The 17,235-nt window shown below is 36.2% G+C and carries 19 protein-coding genes; 15 read left to right on the top strand and 4 right to left on the bottom strand.

All coding sequences use genetic code 11. The annotated features are described in order from the left end of the window. Positions 1-81 precede the first annotated feature (81 nt). From AC3A54_RS21350 to AC3A54_RS21310, 9 genes are all read left to right on the top strand, one after another. The gene (locus AC3A54_RS21350; RefSeq protein ID WP_487656121.1) at positions 82-1,563 is read left to right on the top strand and encodes an aldehyde dehydrogenase family protein; all 1,482 of its coding nucleotides are present in this window, start codon (positions 82-84) and stop codon (positions 1,561-1,563) included. Between the two features lie 27 nt (positions 1,564-1,590). Next, positions 1,591-2,070, top strand: a complete 480-nt coding sequence (locus AC3A54_RS21345) for a GlcG/HbpS family heme-binding protein (RefSeq protein ID WP_487656120.1) — start codon at positions 1,591-1,593, stop codon at positions 2,068-2,070. 103 nt (positions 2,071-2,173) lie between these two features. Then, entirely contained in the window at positions 2,174-2,770 is a 597-nt protein-coding gene (locus AC3A54_RS21340; RefSeq protein WP_335547126.1) for a chromate transporter, read from the top strand. After that, a complete protein-coding gene (locus tag AC3A54_RS21335) occupies positions 2,767-3,297 on the top strand; it encodes a chromate transporter (protein ID WP_487656119.1) in 531 nt (176 codons plus the stop codon). The genes AC3A54_RS21340 and AC3A54_RS21335 overlap by 4 nt, the downstream gene beginning before the upstream one ends. A 232-nt stretch (positions 3,298-3,529) precedes the next feature. Beyond that, on the top strand, positions 3,530-4,231 hold the full coding sequence (locus AC3A54_RS21330; RefSeq protein ID WP_487656118.1) for a GntR family transcriptional regulator: 702 nt from the start codon (positions 3,530-3,532) through the stop codon (positions 4,229-4,231). A gap of 36 nt (positions 4,232-4,267) precedes the next feature. Next, positions 4,268-4,618, top strand: a complete 351-nt coding sequence (locus AC3A54_RS21325) for a 2Fe-2S iron-sulfur cluster binding domain-containing protein (RefSeq protein ID WP_308083883.1) — start codon at positions 4,268-4,270, stop codon at positions 4,616-4,618. Between the two features lie 493 nt (positions 4,619-5,111). After that, the gene (locus AC3A54_RS21320) at positions 5,112-5,492 is read left to right on the top strand and encodes a hypothetical protein (RefSeq protein ID WP_335548840.1); all 381 of its coding nucleotides are present in this window, start codon (positions 5,112-5,114) and stop codon (positions 5,490-5,492) included. Continuing rightward, positions 5,482-5,958 (top strand): aminodeoxychorismate lyase, encoded by a 477-nt coding sequence (locus tag AC3A54_RS21315; protein ID WP_487656117.1) that lies wholly within the window; start codon positions 5,482-5,484, stop codon positions 5,956-5,958. Before AC3A54_RS21320 ends, AC3A54_RS21315 begins: the two co-directional genes overlap by 11 nt. A gap of 257 nt (positions 5,959-6,215) precedes the next feature. Further along, on the top strand, positions 6,216-6,779 hold the full coding sequence (locus tag AC3A54_RS21310; protein ID WP_487656116.1) for a DUF2062 domain-containing protein: 564 nt from the start codon (positions 6,216-6,218) through the stop codon (positions 6,777-6,779). A gap of 41 nt (positions 6,780-6,820) precedes the next feature. Here AC3A54_RS21310 and AC3A54_RS21305 read toward each other — a convergent pair whose 3' ends face one another. The 4 genes from AC3A54_RS21305 to AC3A54_RS21290 all read right to left on the bottom strand — a co-directional run bounded on the left by AC3A54_RS21305 (position 6,821) and on the right by AC3A54_RS21290 (position 10,025). Beyond that, positions 6,821-7,180, bottom strand: a complete 360-nt coding sequence (locus tag AC3A54_RS21305; protein ID WP_487656115.1) for an SET domain-containing protein — start codon at positions 7,178-7,180, stop codon at positions 6,821-6,823. A gap of 149 nt (positions 7,181-7,329) precedes the next feature. Further along, complete coding sequence (locus AC3A54_RS21300) at positions 7,330-8,481, bottom strand: SLC13 family permease (RefSeq protein ID WP_487656114.1); 1,152 nt, start codon at positions 8,479-8,481, stop codon at positions 7,330-7,332. A gap of 181 nt (positions 8,482-8,662) precedes the next feature. Next, on the bottom strand, positions 8,663-9,703 hold the full coding sequence (locus tag AC3A54_RS21295) for a DUF3231 family protein (protein WP_487656113.1): 1,041 nt from the start codon (positions 9,701-9,703) through the stop codon (positions 8,663-8,665). Between the two features lie 127 nt (positions 9,704-9,830). Further along, the gene (locus AC3A54_RS21290; RefSeq protein WP_308083890.1) at positions 9,831-10,025 is read right to left on the bottom strand and encodes an alpha/beta-type small acid-soluble spore protein; all 195 of its coding nucleotides are present in this window, start codon (positions 10,023-10,025) and stop codon (positions 9,831-9,833) included. Between the two features lie 131 nt (positions 10,026-10,156). Between AC3A54_RS21290 and AC3A54_RS21285 the strand changes: the two genes are divergently transcribed. The 6 genes from AC3A54_RS21285 to AC3A54_RS21260 all read left to right on the top strand — a co-directional run bounded on the left by AC3A54_RS21285 (position 10,157) and on the right by AC3A54_RS21260 (position 17,144). Further along, positions 10,157-11,701, top strand: a complete 1,545-nt coding sequence (locus tag AC3A54_RS21285; RefSeq protein WP_487656112.1) for a spore germination protein — start codon at positions 10,157-10,159, stop codon at positions 11,699-11,701. A gap of 15 nt (positions 11,702-11,716) precedes the next feature. Further along, a complete protein-coding gene (locus tag AC3A54_RS21280; RefSeq protein ID WP_487656111.1) occupies positions 11,717-12,811 on the top strand; it encodes a GerAB/ArcD/ProY family transporter in 1,095 nt (364 codons plus the stop codon). Beyond that, positions 12,804-13,877 (top strand): Ger(x)C family spore germination protein, encoded by a 1,074-nt coding sequence (locus AC3A54_RS21275; RefSeq protein ID WP_487656110.1) that lies wholly within the window; start codon positions 12,804-12,806, stop codon positions 13,875-13,877. The genes AC3A54_RS21280 and AC3A54_RS21275 overlap by 8 nt, the downstream gene beginning before the upstream one ends. A 70-nt stretch (positions 13,878-13,947) precedes the next feature. Further along, positions 13,948-14,244 carry a hypothetical protein gene (locus AC3A54_RS21270; RefSeq protein ID WP_487656109.1) on the top strand — a complete coding sequence of 99 codons (297 nt, stop codon included), beginning with the start codon at positions 13,948-13,950 and terminating at the stop codon, positions 14,242-14,244. A gap of 155 nt (positions 14,245-14,399) precedes the next feature. Continuing rightward, positions 14,400-15,590 carry a MalY/PatB family protein gene (locus AC3A54_RS21265; protein WP_487656108.1) on the top strand — a complete coding sequence of 397 codons (1,191 nt, stop codon included), beginning with the start codon at positions 14,400-14,402 and terminating at the stop codon, positions 15,588-15,590. A 438-nt stretch (positions 15,591-16,028) separates the two neighbouring features. Further along, positions 16,029-17,144, top strand: coding sequence for an NAD(P)/FAD-dependent oxidoreductase (locus AC3A54_RS21260; RefSeq protein ID WP_487656107.1), 1,116 nt, complete (start codon positions 16,029-16,031; stop codon positions 17,142-17,144). Positions 17,145-17,235: the final 91 nt, after the last annotated feature.

Raw genomic sequence — 17,235 nt, 5'->3', positions numbered from 1 at the left:
TCATTATAATCTTGTAGTTTAGAGGTTTAATTGACGGCCATTTTTATAAAATAATCCATGTTTTACAGGATTAAATCAATCATGAAAAAGGTGATCGTAGTGCTTACAACAAAAGTAGCAACCTTCAATAATTATATTAATGGAGAATGGCAAGAATCAGTAAGCAAGAAAACGTTTAATAGTGTGAACCCAGCCAATAACGAAGATATTGTCGGCAGTTTCCAAGCATCAAACAAACAGGATGTACAATTAGCAATTGAATCTGCCCATACGGCCTTTCCTAGCTGGTCTCAAACTGCACCATCAAAACGGGCGTCCATCTTAAATCAAGCGGCAAGTATTTTAGAACAAAATGTTCAAGCCCTTGCTGAAGAGTTAACTAGAGAAGAAGGTAAGCACGTTGATGATGCCAAGAATGAAGTGTTACGTTCTGCGCAAACTCTTCGGTATTATGCAGTAGAAGGTCAAAGCTTTACAGGGGAGACCTTTCCAAATGATGACTCAAATATGAAAGTTTCAACCGAAAGAGAACCGCTTGGGGTGGTGAGTGTAATTACTCCTTGGAACTTTCCACTTTCTATTCCTGCTAGAAAAATTGCTCCTGCATTAATCACAGGAAATACGGTTGTTTTTAAACCTTCTTCTGATACTCCACTGATAGCCTTACGTTTAGTCGAAGCATTGGATAAGGCTGGAATTCCTAAAGGTGTTATTAATTTTGTAACCGGGAAAGCATCTGACGTGGGTGATTTGTTGGTGACGCATCCTTCTGTTCGGGCAGTGACTTTTACAGGATCAACTGCTGCAGGGGAAGATATTCATAAAAAGGCAGGATTTACGACGCGTACACAAATGGAGCTTGGAGGGAAAAATCCGTTAATTGTTATGGATGATGCCGACCTCAATCTAGCAGCTACGTTGGTTGTTAATGGAGGGTTTTCCTTAACGGGGCAAGCATGTACAGGAACGAGCAGGGTCATTGTTTTAAGAGATGTTAAAGACGAATTTGTTCAAAAACTTGTGGAAAAAACTAGTGCCCTTAAAATAGGACATGGTTTTGAGCCTGGTGTTAAAATTGGACCGCTTGCGAATGAAAAGCAATTGAAAAACGTCTTGAAATATGTGGAATATGGAAAACAAGATGGTGCGACATTGGAATACGGTGGTGACCATTTAACTTCTGGTGAATACCAAATGGGATTCTATGTTAAGCCAGCAATTTTTACAAATGTTAACCCCAATTCCCGAATTGCGAAGGAAGAGATCTTTGGTCCGGTTGTGGCTGTGATAGAAGTAGATACATATGAAGAAGCTATCGCCATTGCAAATGATGTCGAGTACGGCTTGTCTGCCTCAATCGTGACGAATAATCTAAGGATTGCCAACCAATTTACAAAGGATATACAAGCAGGGACCGTAAAGGTGAATCGCACTACAACTGGTAATTTAATGAATGCACCTTTTGGAGGTCTAAAAAAATCAAGCACGTCCACTTTCCGAGAGTCAGGAAGAGTTGGGTTAGAATTCTTTACTCAATTAAAAACTGTGTATATGGGCTATTAAAAAATTCTTAATGTGAGGAGATTCTACATGAAATCAGTACTAAAACTAGAATTAGAAGAAGCTAAATTAATGATTGAGGCTGCTAAAAAGAGGTCGGAAGAAATTGATGTCCTCGAAACAATTGCCATTTGTGATGATGGGGGAAATCTACTTGCTCTTGAACGAATGAATGGAGCACGTATTACAGGACCAGAGATTGCGATTGCTAAAGCCTACACTGCTGCTGGACATAAACGCTCCACCCATTTATTTAACAAAGAACCTAATGGCCCTGCCCTACCAGGAAATGAAGCATTTGGAATCCAAATGATGCTCCCTGGAAAATTCGCTATTTTTGTAGGTGGTTTTCCTATTGTAGTAAATGGAGAAGTAGTAGGTGGAATTGGTGTAAGTGGTGGAAACGGTGAGCAAGATACGGCCGTAGGAACAGCGGCATTACAAGCTTTACAAAGCTATGTAGCTAGTACAGGTCATGAGGTTATTACCACGGCGGATATAAAAAAATAATAGTAAAAGGACCTCATTCAGGGGAGAGGTATAGGCTGAATGGGGTCTTCAAACTACTACTCTCAAATTAATAATGAAAAGGTATAAAAAGGGGGAGAGTTAACTGAAAGCCTATCTGGAGTTAGCAATTGGATTTGCCCGCACTGGTGTAACCGGTTATGGGGGCGGCCCCTCGACCATACCGTTGATTGAGTTTGAGGCAGTCAAAAAATATAAATGGATGACAGAAGAAGAGTTTGTTGAGATTTTAGCCTTAGCCAATACCATGCCAGGCCCAATCGCTACCAAAATGGCGGCGTATATCGGATATAAAGTTAAAGGATCTATTGGGGCAGTAGTCGCCATCCTAACTCACATTCTTCCTTCGATTATTGCAATGATCGCTTTATTAGGTGTTCTATATTCTTACAAGGAATCGCCCATTGTCAGCGGAATGGTCCAAGGAGTTACCCCTGTTATTGGCTTTATGTTAGTCGAGATGGCGTATCGATTTTTCCAAAATGGTCGTAAAGGGATAGGGTTACAAAAAATGGTTACTCTTTCAGTGGTATCTCTAGTCTTTGTGCAGTTCCTTGGTTTACATCCGGGAATCTTAATAGCTATTTTTCTAATCGTTGCCTACTTGATTGCAGATCGTAAAGAAAAAGCTGCTACAGGCACCACTGAGGTACTTATTCAGAGAAAGGAAAAAAGCTCATGATTTATTGGCACATCTTTTGGTCTTTTTTCATTGCTAATTTACTGGGGTACGGAGGAGGGCCTGCGACCATTCCTCTAATTCAAAATGAAGTGGTCAATCATTACCATTGGATGACCTTATCTGAATTTGGCGATGTTTTAGCAATAGCGAATGCCTTGCCCGGTCCAATTGCGACTAAGATGGGGGGGTATATTGGTTTTCAGTTAGGAGGATTTTTGGGAGCCATTATTGCGCTAATTGCTACCATACTACCATCTGCTCTTGCTGTCATCTTATTATTTAAATTTGTAAATCTATTTAAAGGCTCTCCAAAGGTAACCTTAATAACAAGAGCAGTACAGCCTATTATTGCCATCTTACTTGCCATAATGGCTTATCAGTTCTTTTTAACAGCATTTGAAAATAGTGGGATATTCCATTTAACCCTTTTGGCTGGGGTCAGTTATTTTGCTTTAATGAGATTCAAAATTCATCCCTCCTTATTAATTCTATGTGCATTAATATATGGCGGAGTATTTCTCTCGTAAGCTAGCATTTTTTTAAACTATGGCTGTGTTAAAGAACAGTTTTAATTTTTACACCCTATTGATTGGAGTGGAAGGCACGAAGACTCCTGTGGGAGTATGGTTCAGGGGAGACCCCGCAGGCGCAAGCGCCGAGGAGGCTCGCCGAAACACCCACGAACCGCTTGTGCCTGGAGCGGAAATCAATAGGCAAGTTTAACAGAGCTAAAACTATAAAAATAAGCAGGTGGAATAGATGGACATAAGATGGGAGGAAAATAATCTTTTATCGATTCGTGAACATGCCTATTTGTTTCTAAAGGAAATGATTTTGGAAGGCGAATTGAAGGCAGGTGACCGTTTAATTGAAAGAGAACTTGCAGGGAAATTAAACATAAGTCGAACGCCTATAAGGGAAGCATTATTCCGGCTTGAGTCTCAAGGCTTTGTTAAAACGGTTCCCAGGAAAGGGGTCGTCGTTTCGAATATTTCTGAAAGTGAAGTAATTGAGGTTTTTACAATCCTTGCTTCGTTAGAGGTTTTGGCCGTAAAGTTGGCAGCACAACGAATGGATCAAGAAACTCAATTAGAACTAGAACAAAAGATTCAAGAACTGTTAGCATTAGAAAAGCAATCGGAAGAGGATTTTAATCTTGAACATATTCAGATGAACCGGTTGATAAATAAAGCATCTAAAAGTCCAAAATTATTCGAAATTTTATCTGGCCTTATCGATTATATACACATGGCAGCTAATATGGGCTATGAGACTCCAGGTAGAAGGAAAGAATCATTAAGAGAGCATATTGATATCATGAAAGCTTTAAGGGATAAAGAAGCGGAATTAGCAGAGTATTTAATGAGAATCCATATTGAAAACTCTAAAAAAGCATATATCAACTATATAAAAAATATTAAAGTGAAAATGAATAGAAGAGATAAAGTGAAAAGCACCTAAAATAATTTAGATTAATATAAGGGAGGAAATGATCATATGCCAAACATTCATTTCAAAAACAGTAATAAGCGGTTAGAGGTTCCGGACAATTCAAATATTTTGAGAATGTCACTCCGTTATGATGGGGAGTTGCCTAATCGTTGCGGTGGAGGTATTTGTGGTACCTGCGTTTTTAAAGTTGAAGAAGGTTCTGAATATCTTGACAAGGTAAAGGTACAGGAACGAAGAAAATTAGGTGAAGAGTGGTTAGGAAATGGATATCGTCTTGGGTGTCAAACCTTTGTGACAAATGGGGATATTACGATTTCTTGGGATGAGGAAATTACCAAACAAGTAATTAAGAAAAAGCCGGAAAAGATTCAAAAAGAAGTATCATCCGTAAAATAAATCCAAGTAAAGAATATTAATCTATAAAACTTTCTATTCGGGGTGAGATCATGTGGGCATGTGACAGGCATATGAAAGAAATATTACCATTCTTAGAAACTCCCCATATTAGTAAAGCTTCCTATCATATAAAATGTTCACTTTGTGATAGTCGTGCACTTGTAAAAGTTTATTATACTCATCAGCCACTGCAATTAAAAAAGAATAAAAAACTACGATCATTAGCCTAACACCTGGTTCAGGTGTAATAAATAAATCCACAAACCTTCCTAAATGGTTAGAAGGTTTGTGGATTTATTTTTTTGTTACATCTACTCCAGGAGTGGATTTTTATAGAATATTATACCAGAGAAATGAATTCCTATTTCACCGTAATTTGTCAAATCCCTCCGACTTTCTACTTGTTTTTATGATTTAAATCGAATAATTTGTCGTTTCGATGTATAATAAGGACTTGCAAATTTCTCTTTATAAGAAGGAGGGCGTTACTCTAATGGAATGGACATTAATTTCGTTATTTGTGGTTTCCGTACTACTGCTAATCTTTTCTATTCTTAAAACGAATCATGCTGCAAAAGTAGAACATAAACAAATTGATTTAGCACATATTTCAACAATGAAGGAAATCAATGCGATTCAAGAGACGATTCGTAATATGGAACTTGACATGGAAGTGGTGATGAAAGAGGCAGGTGTTCAACTTTCTTCTAATGAAAAACTTTTCACGCGTGAAGTACTAGATTTATATAAACGAAATTATTCAGTTGAGAGCATTGCTGAAATGAAACAAGTAACAGTAAGTGAAATTGAACAGCTGCTTATACCTTACCAACACTTAAAGGATGAAGGGAGAAAAGTTGCCAATGAGAATTAACTTATTAAGCAGCTTTGCAGCAGGTATTCTACTTACCACAAGTATTTGTAGCGTCGTGTACCTTACGCATGATCATGCATCTACAAAAACAAAGGAAACCGACAAAACAATAACTATGCAACCATCTGTAAAAGAAATGGAAAAGAAGCTGGTAGCTAAAGGCTACATAGTTCAAAAGAAAGCAGATTATGATAAAAATTTAAAAGCAGTAAAGGATGCTAAAACAAAACAGGCAGCAACAGAAAACGATAAGCCTTCTAAGACAGTAGTAACCGTTAACGTAACCGAGGGTATGACAAGTTTCGATGTAGGAAAAATGCTTATACCAACTAAAATCGTTTCAGACGCTTTCGAGTTTTCTCAAATCATAGAGCAAAGAGGGCTTTCGAACAAATTGCGACCGGGGACATATGTAGTAGATAGTGAAATGACATTCGACCAAGTTCTTTCAACTATTTTTAAGTAAAAAAAATCAATTACATCAATAAAAAGTACTAGGTTTTCAAATACCTAGTATTTTTTTATAGGCTTATAACTAGTTCAAAAAAAGAAAAAATTTAACAATGACATTATCGGTGTGATTTCGTTTACATTTCACAAAATGTGACTTATTATTTATTTATAGTGTAATGATAATGGCAAGGTAATTATTTAAGTAATAACCATCCAAGCTGAAATTATCTTCATTCTTTATAAATCTGTTGTTAAAGAGGAAGTAGGCATATGACCAATAAACGTAAAAAATATAATTTTATTCAGCGCTTAGGACGAGCGTTCAAGTATAATTTCATAAAACTGCTACGTTCACCAGGTGGGGCTCGAAAGGTATCGCTTGGATTTGCCATTGGCTTTGGTATGGAAATGGTTGTTCTTTCCTCTGCATCACTGATATATATATTGTTTTTGCCCGTTGTTCGACTTGCCAAAGGTTCTTTGCCAGCAGCAATTATTGGAAATGTTGTTGGGAAACTTACCTTTCTCCCCGTACTGTTATTACCTTTTGCAAAAAAAATCGGGAAAATTATCTTTCCAATGAAGGTTAAATTAGGACATAATACTCCATTTTCCTTTCAAAGTTTATTACACGGTGATTTTCGAGGTGTAATCAGTCTTCTTCATGGAGGAGTCCACGTGTTAATTGGAATGGCAATTTTTGGGGTCGTATTTGGCGTAATTTCTTACTTCATTGTTCATTATTTTTACGAAAAAGAAAAAACGAAGCGACTAACTAGAATCTTAAATAAACAAGCGCTTCGAAAAAAAAATCTTGAAAATAATTATATTTGAGTAAAGAGGCTGCTATGAGTCAGCCTCTTTTTATCAATTTTTCAAAGGACTTCAAACCAAATTTCTGTATCATCATCGGGGTCCCCATTGTAATTAACTTTGATTTCTTCACCTTCCTTAATATCTGTGTAAGCAAAAAAGTCAATTGTTTTCTCCTTTTTTCGGAGTTTGTATAAAGCATTTGGTGCATAGGAGTGGTTAAATAAAGAACCATATCCCAATGCTAAAGCACAATCTTCTCCCCACCAAAATACATAGTCCATCAAGATGGTCTTTTTTAAATATTTGTACTCATTCTTAGGAGATATGATGACTGGGGCTACATGAATAAGTTCGCCCTTCTGGATATCCCGGGTTGCAAATATGCCTCTACCGTATTTACATTTCTTCACTTCAAACACTTTTTATACACCACCATCATTCAAACTCTTGTTAGGCAAAATCACGGTAAGATTTTTCTACTAATCTATGCTCACTAAGTTATATTTGTTTGGGTCCTTCCATAACGAAAAAGAAAAAAGCCGTTTTCTCATTCGAGAATACGGCTTTATTACAAAATATCTAGAATAATAAAAATTAAATATTGAGAAATGGCCAAAAATGCTAAAAATGCAAAATTATATATACTGAATTTAATGAGGTAATTTTTACTTTCATTCGGGTTTGCCTGAATAAACAGTTTATAGGAAATAACACTGGCCAATGAAGCAATTATCGTACCTAATCCACCCACATTTACACCAAGGAGTAATGGTTTCCAGTCTGTAGAGAATTGTGCAAGTAGAATCGAAGCAGGAACATTACTAATCAATTGGCTTAACCCAATCGAACTAAAATAGACGGAAGAAGGATCTTTCATGCTGACACTTGCAAATGTCTGTACAGCCGTTGTATTGGAAATATTCCCGATAAAAATAAAAAAGCAAACAAAAGTAATTAGCAGAAGATAATCAATTTTTATTAGTAGAGTAGCGTTAACAATACACGCTGTACCAAGTGTGATGACAAGTGCGAGAGGGTAACTGATAACACCAAATATCGATGCAATGATGATGACTAACACTATTCCCCAAACGATTGCCTTTTTTTGATCTCCAACAGTAACAGGATATAAATCAACTTTTATTTCTTTTGGCTCAAGTCTTTGAAAAAGGAAATATAGAGTTCCTATTCCCAGCACAGCAATAAAAGAGACAGCCATGAAGAACGGCATGGGTTTTAAACCGTAAAAAGAATAAATAAATAAATTTTGTGGATTCCCCATTGGAGTTAAGCTGCTTCCAATATTAGCGGCAATGGTTTGTAAAATAATAGTGTCAATCATATTTATTTTGGTCTTTTTACTAATTAAAAGGGTTAAGGGTACAAAAGTAAGTAAAGCAACATCATTTGTCACTAACATTGAGCTAAAGAAGCAAAATATAATAAGAATGGCTGAGACACTTTTACTATTTTTATTTTTATTCAAGATAGATATCGCAAATTTGTCTAGTACCTTTAATTCTTCTAAAGCTTTTATAGCAAGCATCAGGTTAAACAAACTTATCAAAACATGAAAATTAATATATTCAATTTTGGGTATACGAATGAAACAACTTATAGCTGCTAAGATAAAGGAGATCGTAAAAACCAGGTCTTTTTTTAATAGACTAAAATTCAAATTCGGACTTTTTTTCTGCTGAATGACGACAGATTCCTTCACGAGTACACCACCGATTACAATTCTAGGCTTGTTATATTAAACCTGTAAACTATTTAATATGCCTTATCAGATATTAATAACAAACCAAAGACTACAATAAATTCAATTTCTATCCTTGTCAATAAGCAGGTGAATAGAAAAAAAGCCGTTTTTTTTATGGTCACGGCTTTTAATTGGGTGCTTACAACAAATCTTCTCTATCAGCAGCTTGTGGTGGCTGTTCCATCCAGCCATTTTCAATCAGGATATTAGCACCATCATCGACAAACAAAGCTATGCTCTTGAGTGAGCGAGCATACAGCAAGCTTATATCTCGTCGCCCATTTACTGCTACTGAATTTCCAAATGCTCTTATTTTCATTGAAAACATATCCACTTTGTGAAAGAGCATGAGTTTGTCTGAAAAAGGAGCAACCTTAGATTCAGTTACCAAATGATCTAAAAGTGATGGAGAGGGTAGGTTATCTTTATGAAGTTTTTCTTTATAACTGGACACTGCTTTATCAGTCATTTCAGTCCCCCGAATAAACAACTGTTTGACTTTTTCGTTTCTGGCAACTTGGCTAAATGCTAGTATCAATGCTTTACTTGTGACATTGTTTTCAATGTTATCGTAAAGGTGAGTGACTTCTAGTGCATGTAGAGGTCTAACTTTACCCATAAACCCATGTAAAAAACTTTGGTCCTTAACAAAGTCCACTTTATCGGGAATGGGAAGAATAGGTGGTTTAATAATTAGCCCCTTTGTCATTAAAATATCATTTATTTGTGTTAAAAGAGCAATGGTACAAGAATTACAATATATAAAAAAATCTCTAATATCCTCACGTAACACGATTGGAAGTGCAACGCTATATATACTTATTCCTGCCTTAGCAGCATATTTTATATAATGCACGTAATATTCTTCTTCAAATAGCCGAGGAGCATTCAAATTAACATCATCTTTTGTAAAACCTTTTGGAATAGGAAAGTTATCTTTATTTAGTATTTGTTCAATTCTTCGCATAAAATCCTCAGTTAAATAAAAAGCATTTTCTACTATGGTCTTAATTAAATCATCCTCAACGTGTTGTAGGAAGTAATGTAATATTTTATTTGACATACTGTTGCCAACGTAAGTTGCCCAAAGTTTGGCCATTTCCGGAGCAGTTAACTTTGCACTCGTCTGTGTTTGAATTGGACGTAAATTAATCGGTTGAATGGGTTGATTCAATTCCATCTAACAGTCCCCTTAGCTCTTTTTTCTTAGTTTTTTCTAAGAATTAAAAGTTATGCTAATTTTTCTCAGGTAAAAAATTAAGGAAAGAGGCTGCCATAATGGCAGCCTCTATTTTGGAAATCACAGATTATTGACCTTGTTGATTTCTTAATGTTTGTTCAGCATATGCGACAAGACGTTTTGTCATTTCGCCGCCTACTGAACCATTTGCTCGTGCGGTCGTATCAGCACCAAGTTGAACTCCAAACTCGCTGGCGATTTCTTCCTTCATTTGATCCAGAACATTCTCTGCACCAGGAACCAAAAGTTTGTTTCTAGCCATGATACATCACTCCCGACGAAGTTTTTTGAGCAATTAAAAATTGCTCGTATTTAATTTAACCGATTAAAAAAAACATAATGGTAGAAAATAATGGTTAAAGATGAAAAAGGTAGAAAGAAAGATGTGAATGCATGTTCAAAAGAAAACCAAAATTCCAACTACCAATAGATACTCAGGTAAAGGAAACAACAAAAGATTCCAATCAATCTAATGAAAAGACTGAGTTGAAAAATGCCTTTGAATTAATTAGAACATCCATGAAATCAGATGACTTCGTTCACTACTGTTACCCAGTAATAAACCACCATTACTGGATTTCTTATTATCAAACTATTGTGGATCCAGATGTTTTACATAAAGATATTATGTGTTATTTAGAAAAAGCAAGCGGAAACTCACTAGAAAGTGTAAAATCGGTCATTCCAATAGAGAATATCATTATTACAAGTGATGTAAACACAATAAGAAATAAACTGCATTCAGGGTACGTGGTTATTCAATTAGAAGAGTATGATCCTTCCTGTTTGTTGGTTCAATCAGAATCCCATCAGTCTCGTACCATTTCCATGCCTGAAGTGGAGTTTTCAGTTGTAGGGCCGAAGGAAGCATTCGTAGAATCTTTAAATATTAATATCAATTTAGTGAGAAAAAGATTACCTGTTCAGGAATTGACAGTTAAGCAATTTGAAATTGGCAGATTATCAAAAACAAATATTGCTGTCTTGTATGTTGCTGGTATTGCTAATGAGGAAAATGTCAATACGGTCATTCAAAGGGTGTCTGAGATTGATTTTGACCAAATTATCGATAGCTCATTTATTACACAGATCATATCAGATAATCATAAATCATTATTTCCACAATTAGTTGATACAGAAAGACCGGATCGTGTAGTTGCCGTATTGGCCGAGGGAAAGGTAGTCATTATTGTTGATGGGTCTCCTCATGCTTTAATTGGACCCACTTCCTTAGTGGAATTTTTCTCTGCCTTTGAGGATTATTATTTAAATCCATTAATTGCGTCAACTTTTCGAATCATTCGTTTATTTGCAGTAAGCTTCTCCATCTTAGTTACTCCAATTTATGTGGCGGCGTTGACTTTTCATTATGAATTGATTCCAAAGGATTTAATGGGAACACTTATTACTTCAAGAAGAGGTGTTCCACTCCCACCTATATTAGAAGCAGTTTTTCTCGAATTAACGATTGAACTATTAAGAGAAGCGGGTGCCAGGCTTCCAACCAAGGTAGGACAAACAATTGGTATCGTTGGAGGGATTGTTATTGGGACCGCTTCAGTTGAAGCGGGTTTAACTAGTAATGTCCTTCTGATTATTGTTGCTCTAGCTGCCCTTGCGTCGTTTACGACTCCTGTTTATCAAATGGGTAACACGATTCGTTTACTCCGCTTTCCGTTTCTATTATTTGCGAATATATATGGAATGCTAGGTGTGGTCATTTGCTTTTGTTACTTGTTAACCCATTTACTGAGATTAACTTCATTAGGAAGACCCTTTTTGGAACCGTTATATCCTAGTCGTTTACAAGATCTAAAAGATGCTATCTTTAGGTTTCCGTTTTCATCTAGCGCTAAGAGACCTATTAAGCTCCAAACAGAAAATCCATTACGTTTTAATCCCAAAAAAGCAAAAGAAAATAAAGATGTTGATGAGTGATTGGTGTGAAAAATAATGCAATCAACTGTTGAGGAAAGATTCCAGGTTTCACCGTATCTAGTTTTTTTCTTAGTCCATTCCATTCAAATTGGAGTGGGAATTCTTACATTTCAATCTGAAATTGTAAGATGGGCTGGAAATGATGCCTGGATTTCTATTTTACTAACTGGTACGCTTATACACGTTTTGATTTGGATGATGTTTCACGTGTTAAATAAAGAGGGTACGGATGTTTTAGCCATTAATCAAATAATTTTTGGAAAATGGATTGGTAACTTATTGAATATTGCCATACTGCTTTATTTTCTTTTAATTGCTATTGTGGTTATCAGAGTTTATTTTGAAGTCATTCAGGTTTGGATGTTTCCAAGAATTAGTTTATTTTCATTATGCTTGTTTTTTCTACCACTCCTTTACTACATAGTAGAAGGTGGTTTTAGAATAGTGACTGGTATTTGTTTTTTTGGAGTTATGCTGCCTTTATATTTAGTTTTGACTTTATTGTTTCCATTACAATTTGCGCATGGTGAAAACTTACTTCCTATTTGGAACCATTCCATTAAGGAAATCTTGTTATCATCGAAAGGGATGGTAATTAGTTTTCTAGGGTTTGAGACGCTCTTTATTTATTATCCCTTTATCAAGGAGCCTAAAAAATCGCAGAAATGGGCCCATTATGGTATTGCATTTAGTACGTTTCTTTATTTAGCCACTTATCTTGTAACCATCGTATTTTATAGTGAAGAGCAATTAATATCCAATCTTTGGCCGACGTTAGGTTTGTGGAAGATAATGAAAATGCCATTTGTCGAACGCTTTGAATATATAGGAATCAGTTCATGGGCTTTAGTGATACTCCCTAACATTACCTTAGCTATATGGTGTTTTATGAGAGGTATGAAACGGATTTTTGGTGTGAAACAGCGAATCATTTTGCTGATTGCTTTAATGATCATATTAAGTATGGTGACATTAATAAGAGGGTATAACCAAATAAGACAACTGAGTGAGATACTATCATATGGAGGATATATCATGATGGGAGGATACATACCATTCATTTTTATCAGTCATTTTATTTATAGCAAGGTGAAAAAACAAAATGAATAAAAACCACTTACTCATACTTAACTTAATCATTCTATTGGTAGTAACAGGTTGTTCATCAGAACAGAATATCATTGATGATATCGATTTAGTGACAGCAGTGGGCTATGACTATATTGATGAAAGTCACGTAAGAGGAACCGTTTCTATTCCTATTTTTAAGCCTGATAAATCTATTACTAGCGGAACATTTTCAAATATCTCAACCTTGCTACGAGAAAATCGTTCAAAGCTAGATTCCGAATCAAATAAACCATTATTAAGCGGAAGACTAGAGATTGCCTTATATAATGAAGAGGTTTCCAGGCATGGAATATATGATTACCTCGATTACCTTAATAGAGACCCTAGTGTCGGTTCACAAGTTTTTCTTGCAGTGGTAAAGGGAAATGCAAAGGATTATCTTTCAAAAAAATACGAAACACAGGATACAGGCATCTATATATCCGGTATCCTAGAAAAAAATATGAAAAGGGGGACCATTCCAAAGACAAATTTACATCAGATGCTCTATAAGTATTATTCAAAAGGTTCTGATTTGTTTCTACCTCTATTAGTATTAAGGGATGATAAGGTTAAGATCAACGGAATAGCTTTATTTAAAGGAGATAAATACGTTGGTAAAATCTCGTTTAAAGAACTTTTTGCCTTTAAAACTCTTGTTGAAGACTATAAATTTGGGATATATCCACTGCATGTTCAAAAATCTTCAGCAGACCTTGAGAATATTCAATCAAAAAGGCATTATAAAGTGGATAACACAGGTTCGATTCCAAAAGTAAACATTGATATTGAGATAGAAGGAGTAATTAGGGAATATAAAGGAACAAAAATGAATCACCAAGTTATACAAAGATTGGAGAATCAATTTGAGGAGCGGTTAAATAAAGATTATCAACGCATTATTTCAAGGACTCAAGCATTAAAGGTTGATTCCCTTGGAATTGGAGATATCTTAAATAGTCGAATAAGAAACTTTGATTTTAAAAGATACAAGGATTATTATCCAGAGATGAGTATTGAGGCGAGGGTAAATGTAAACATAACCGAGTATGGAGTAGCACAATAAAATAAAAAACTCAATCATATTCTGTTCATTCTGGGAAAGAGTAACTATAAATATGATTGGAGGGAATGGCATGATTAATCAAAATACTTCAAATAGTACCTTTCCTATAATTAACCCTGGTCTTTCAAGCGACGTGGATTCAAAATTAAATGAAGATCGCTATGATGTTTATGTAAACGATAATTTCGTTGGACACAAAGCTTTAAAGACCCAAGGAGAGGAACTATCCGATATCGATAACTTCTTACGTAACCAAGGTTTTAATAGCTTCTCCTCTTCATTAGATGGAGACCACTATACTATTCAAGCGAAGGAACAAGTGGACGATATTGCAAACGCATTGTCCATTTATTTTCATAATCGCTAAAAATACATCTGTATTTGTTATAGGGTGGAAGGTCCGCTCTAAACACTAGGTCTCTATCATACCTAGTGTTTTTTAAATTTCCTGTTACATAACAATTTGTTTTGAAAGTAAATTCTAGGCATTTTTGTTAAAATAACATAAAAAGGAGGGTTTTCATGAAATATAATTTTGATGAGATCGTCAACCGCAGAGGTACCTATTCTGTTAAATGGGATGGTGGAGAGTTAATTAAAAAGATGGGCCTGACGGAGAGGTATGATGAAAACACAATTCCACTATTTACAGCTGATATGGATTTACCCGTACCTCAACCATTAATCGACGCTTTACATAAGACGGTAGACCATCGGATATTTGGTTATTCTATTTTTCCTAATGAGTATTTTGAAGCGATTCAACATTGGTTCAAAAAGAGGCATGATTGGGAAATTCAAAAGGAAGAAATTCTCTTTAGCCCAGGTACCGTTCATGCACTGACTGTTGCTGTTAGGGCATTTACTCAGCCAGGAGATGGAATAATTATTCAACGCCCGGTTTACCCTCCATTTACATCCGCCATTGAAGCAAATGGCAGAGAACTATTAAATAATGCTCTCGTTTGTAATGAAGACGGCTATTATCAAATTGATTTTGAAGATTTTGAAGAAAAAGCAAAAGATGAAAAAACCAAAATGTTTATTTTATGTAATCCTCAAAATCCTACAGGAAGAATCTTTAACAAGGATGAACTTAGAAGATTATCGGAGATTTGTGAAAAAAATAATGTGCTTATTATTGCAGATGAAATTCACGGAGATCTAACTCGATGCAATCAAACATTTATTCCTATTGCAAAAGCTTCTGATCAGCAGGGGCATATTATTACTTTTACAGCCATAAACAAAACGTTTAATGTTGCAGGACTTCATTGTACGAATGTCATAATATCCGATTCAGAACATAGGAAAACATTCGGTAGTGTTATGGGCATGCATTTACCATCCCCATTCACTGTTTCAGCCCTTATAGCGGTTTATCATGAGGGGGAAGATTGGTTAGAGCAATTGAAGGAATATATTGATGGCACGATGGAGTGGGTAGTGGATTTCTTAGCCGATAGAATGCCGAGGGTAAAGGTGAGAATTCCTGAAGGAACCTATATCATGTGGATGGATTTTAGTGGTTATGGATTAACACCAGAAGAAGTTCATGATCGTATCTATAATAAAGCAAATGTCTTACTTGAAGACGGTAAAATGTTTGGAGAAGAAGGTTTGCATTTCCAACGTATTTGCATCCCTTCACCTAGACCGATTATTAAAGAAGCATTTGAACGAATCGCACGGGAATTTGAAGATTTAAAGTAAGATTCTTCTGTTTCTGGATGTAACAAATGTATGATGTTTCAATCCCGAGGGAATAGTATTCTTGATTGTTGAAGCAAGATTGATCAAGATGAAGCGTGGTGTGGGTAATGATCGAATTTCCTAAAAACCTATATTGTGAACTGTGTGGAAAAGAAACTGACCACAGCGTAAGGGAAGATGCATTAGAAATAGAATATATTTGTAGTGAATGCAAGAGAGAACAAAACATCATTAAGTCTTTTTTTTAAGTTAGTTTCAAGGTGAGTCATGGTATTTTAATCCTCAGTTGACGGCTATTCCTAAAAAATGCCTGGCAGTATGTTCTTACTGTCAGGTGTTTCTATGTTTATTCATACGTTTAACTATGAAAAGTAATTATTTTTGCTAGAATACTACATAATGACATAAATAAATTGAAGAAGGTGATTTATTCTGAAAATGATTGTCATTGGCGCAGGGATTCTCGGTGCGTCTACCGCGTATCACTTAACAAAACTTGGTGCAGAAGTCACGCTAGTGGATCGCGGGGATGTAGGTCAAGCAACGGATGCAGCAGCAGGGATTGTTTGTCCATGGCTGTCACAGCGGCGGAACAAAGCTTGGTATCAGCTGGCAAAAGGTGGGGCTCGGTATTATCCTGAATTAATTGCACAGCTAGAGGCAGACGGAGAAAAAGAGACAGGATATAAACGTGTAGGAGCAATTAGTCTTCATTCCGACATAAATAAGCTCGAACAAATGGCAGAGCGAGCGCGAAAACGTCGAGAGGAAGCACCTGAAATAGGTGATATTACGATATTATCGCCAGCAGAAACAAAACAGCTTTTCCCACCTCTGTCAGAGGAATTTGGGTCTGTACATGTAAGTGGAGGGGCGCGTGTAAATGGAAGAGCATTGCGCGAATCATTAATACGATCATCAATAAAACATGGAGTAACCTTTTTAAGAGGTGATGCGTCTATAGTTAGAGAGGAAACCCGAGTCATGGGTATCAAGGTGGGGTCTGAAACATTTTTGGCAGACCTTGTTATCGTCTCTGCTGGTGCATGGTCTAAAGAGCTGCTACGTCCTTTAGGGGTTCAGTTTTTAGTTACTCCACAAAAAGCACAAATTGTGCATCTTGAATTACCAAAATCAAATACAAGCCAATGGCCCGTCGTAATCCCCCCAAGTAACCATTACATATTAACCTTCGAGGATGGGCGTGTGGTGGTAGGTTCTACTCATGAAAATGAAGCTGGATTTGACACCAGAATTACGCCGGGTGGAATAAATGAAATATTAAGTAAGGCTTTAGAAGTAGCTCCTGGTTTATCGGAAAGTACTTATCTAGAAACGAGAGTAGGGTTCCGACCGTTCACCCCTGGGTTTTTACCAGTGGTGGGAGCGTTGCCTAACTTTGATGGAATATATCTTGCTAATGGTTTAGGGGCATCCGGTTTAACAAGCGGACCGTATCTCGGGGCAGAACTGGCCAAGCTTCTCTTAGGAAAAAGAACGGAAATAGACTTGGGTAGCTATGATGTTTCAGGTGCAATCTCCACTAAAGAATAAGTAAAAGCACCCAATTGATCTGACCCAATAAAGTTAGACAAAATATTTCTATGCAACTTTTAAGACTTGAGTTCGGTACTCCACCGGACTC

This window comes from Neobacillus sp. Soil_C_43, from assembly GCF_057656715.1.
The sequence above is the reverse complement of the archived record's forward strand: the minus strand, read 5'-3'. Positions and strand labels throughout refer to the sequence as shown.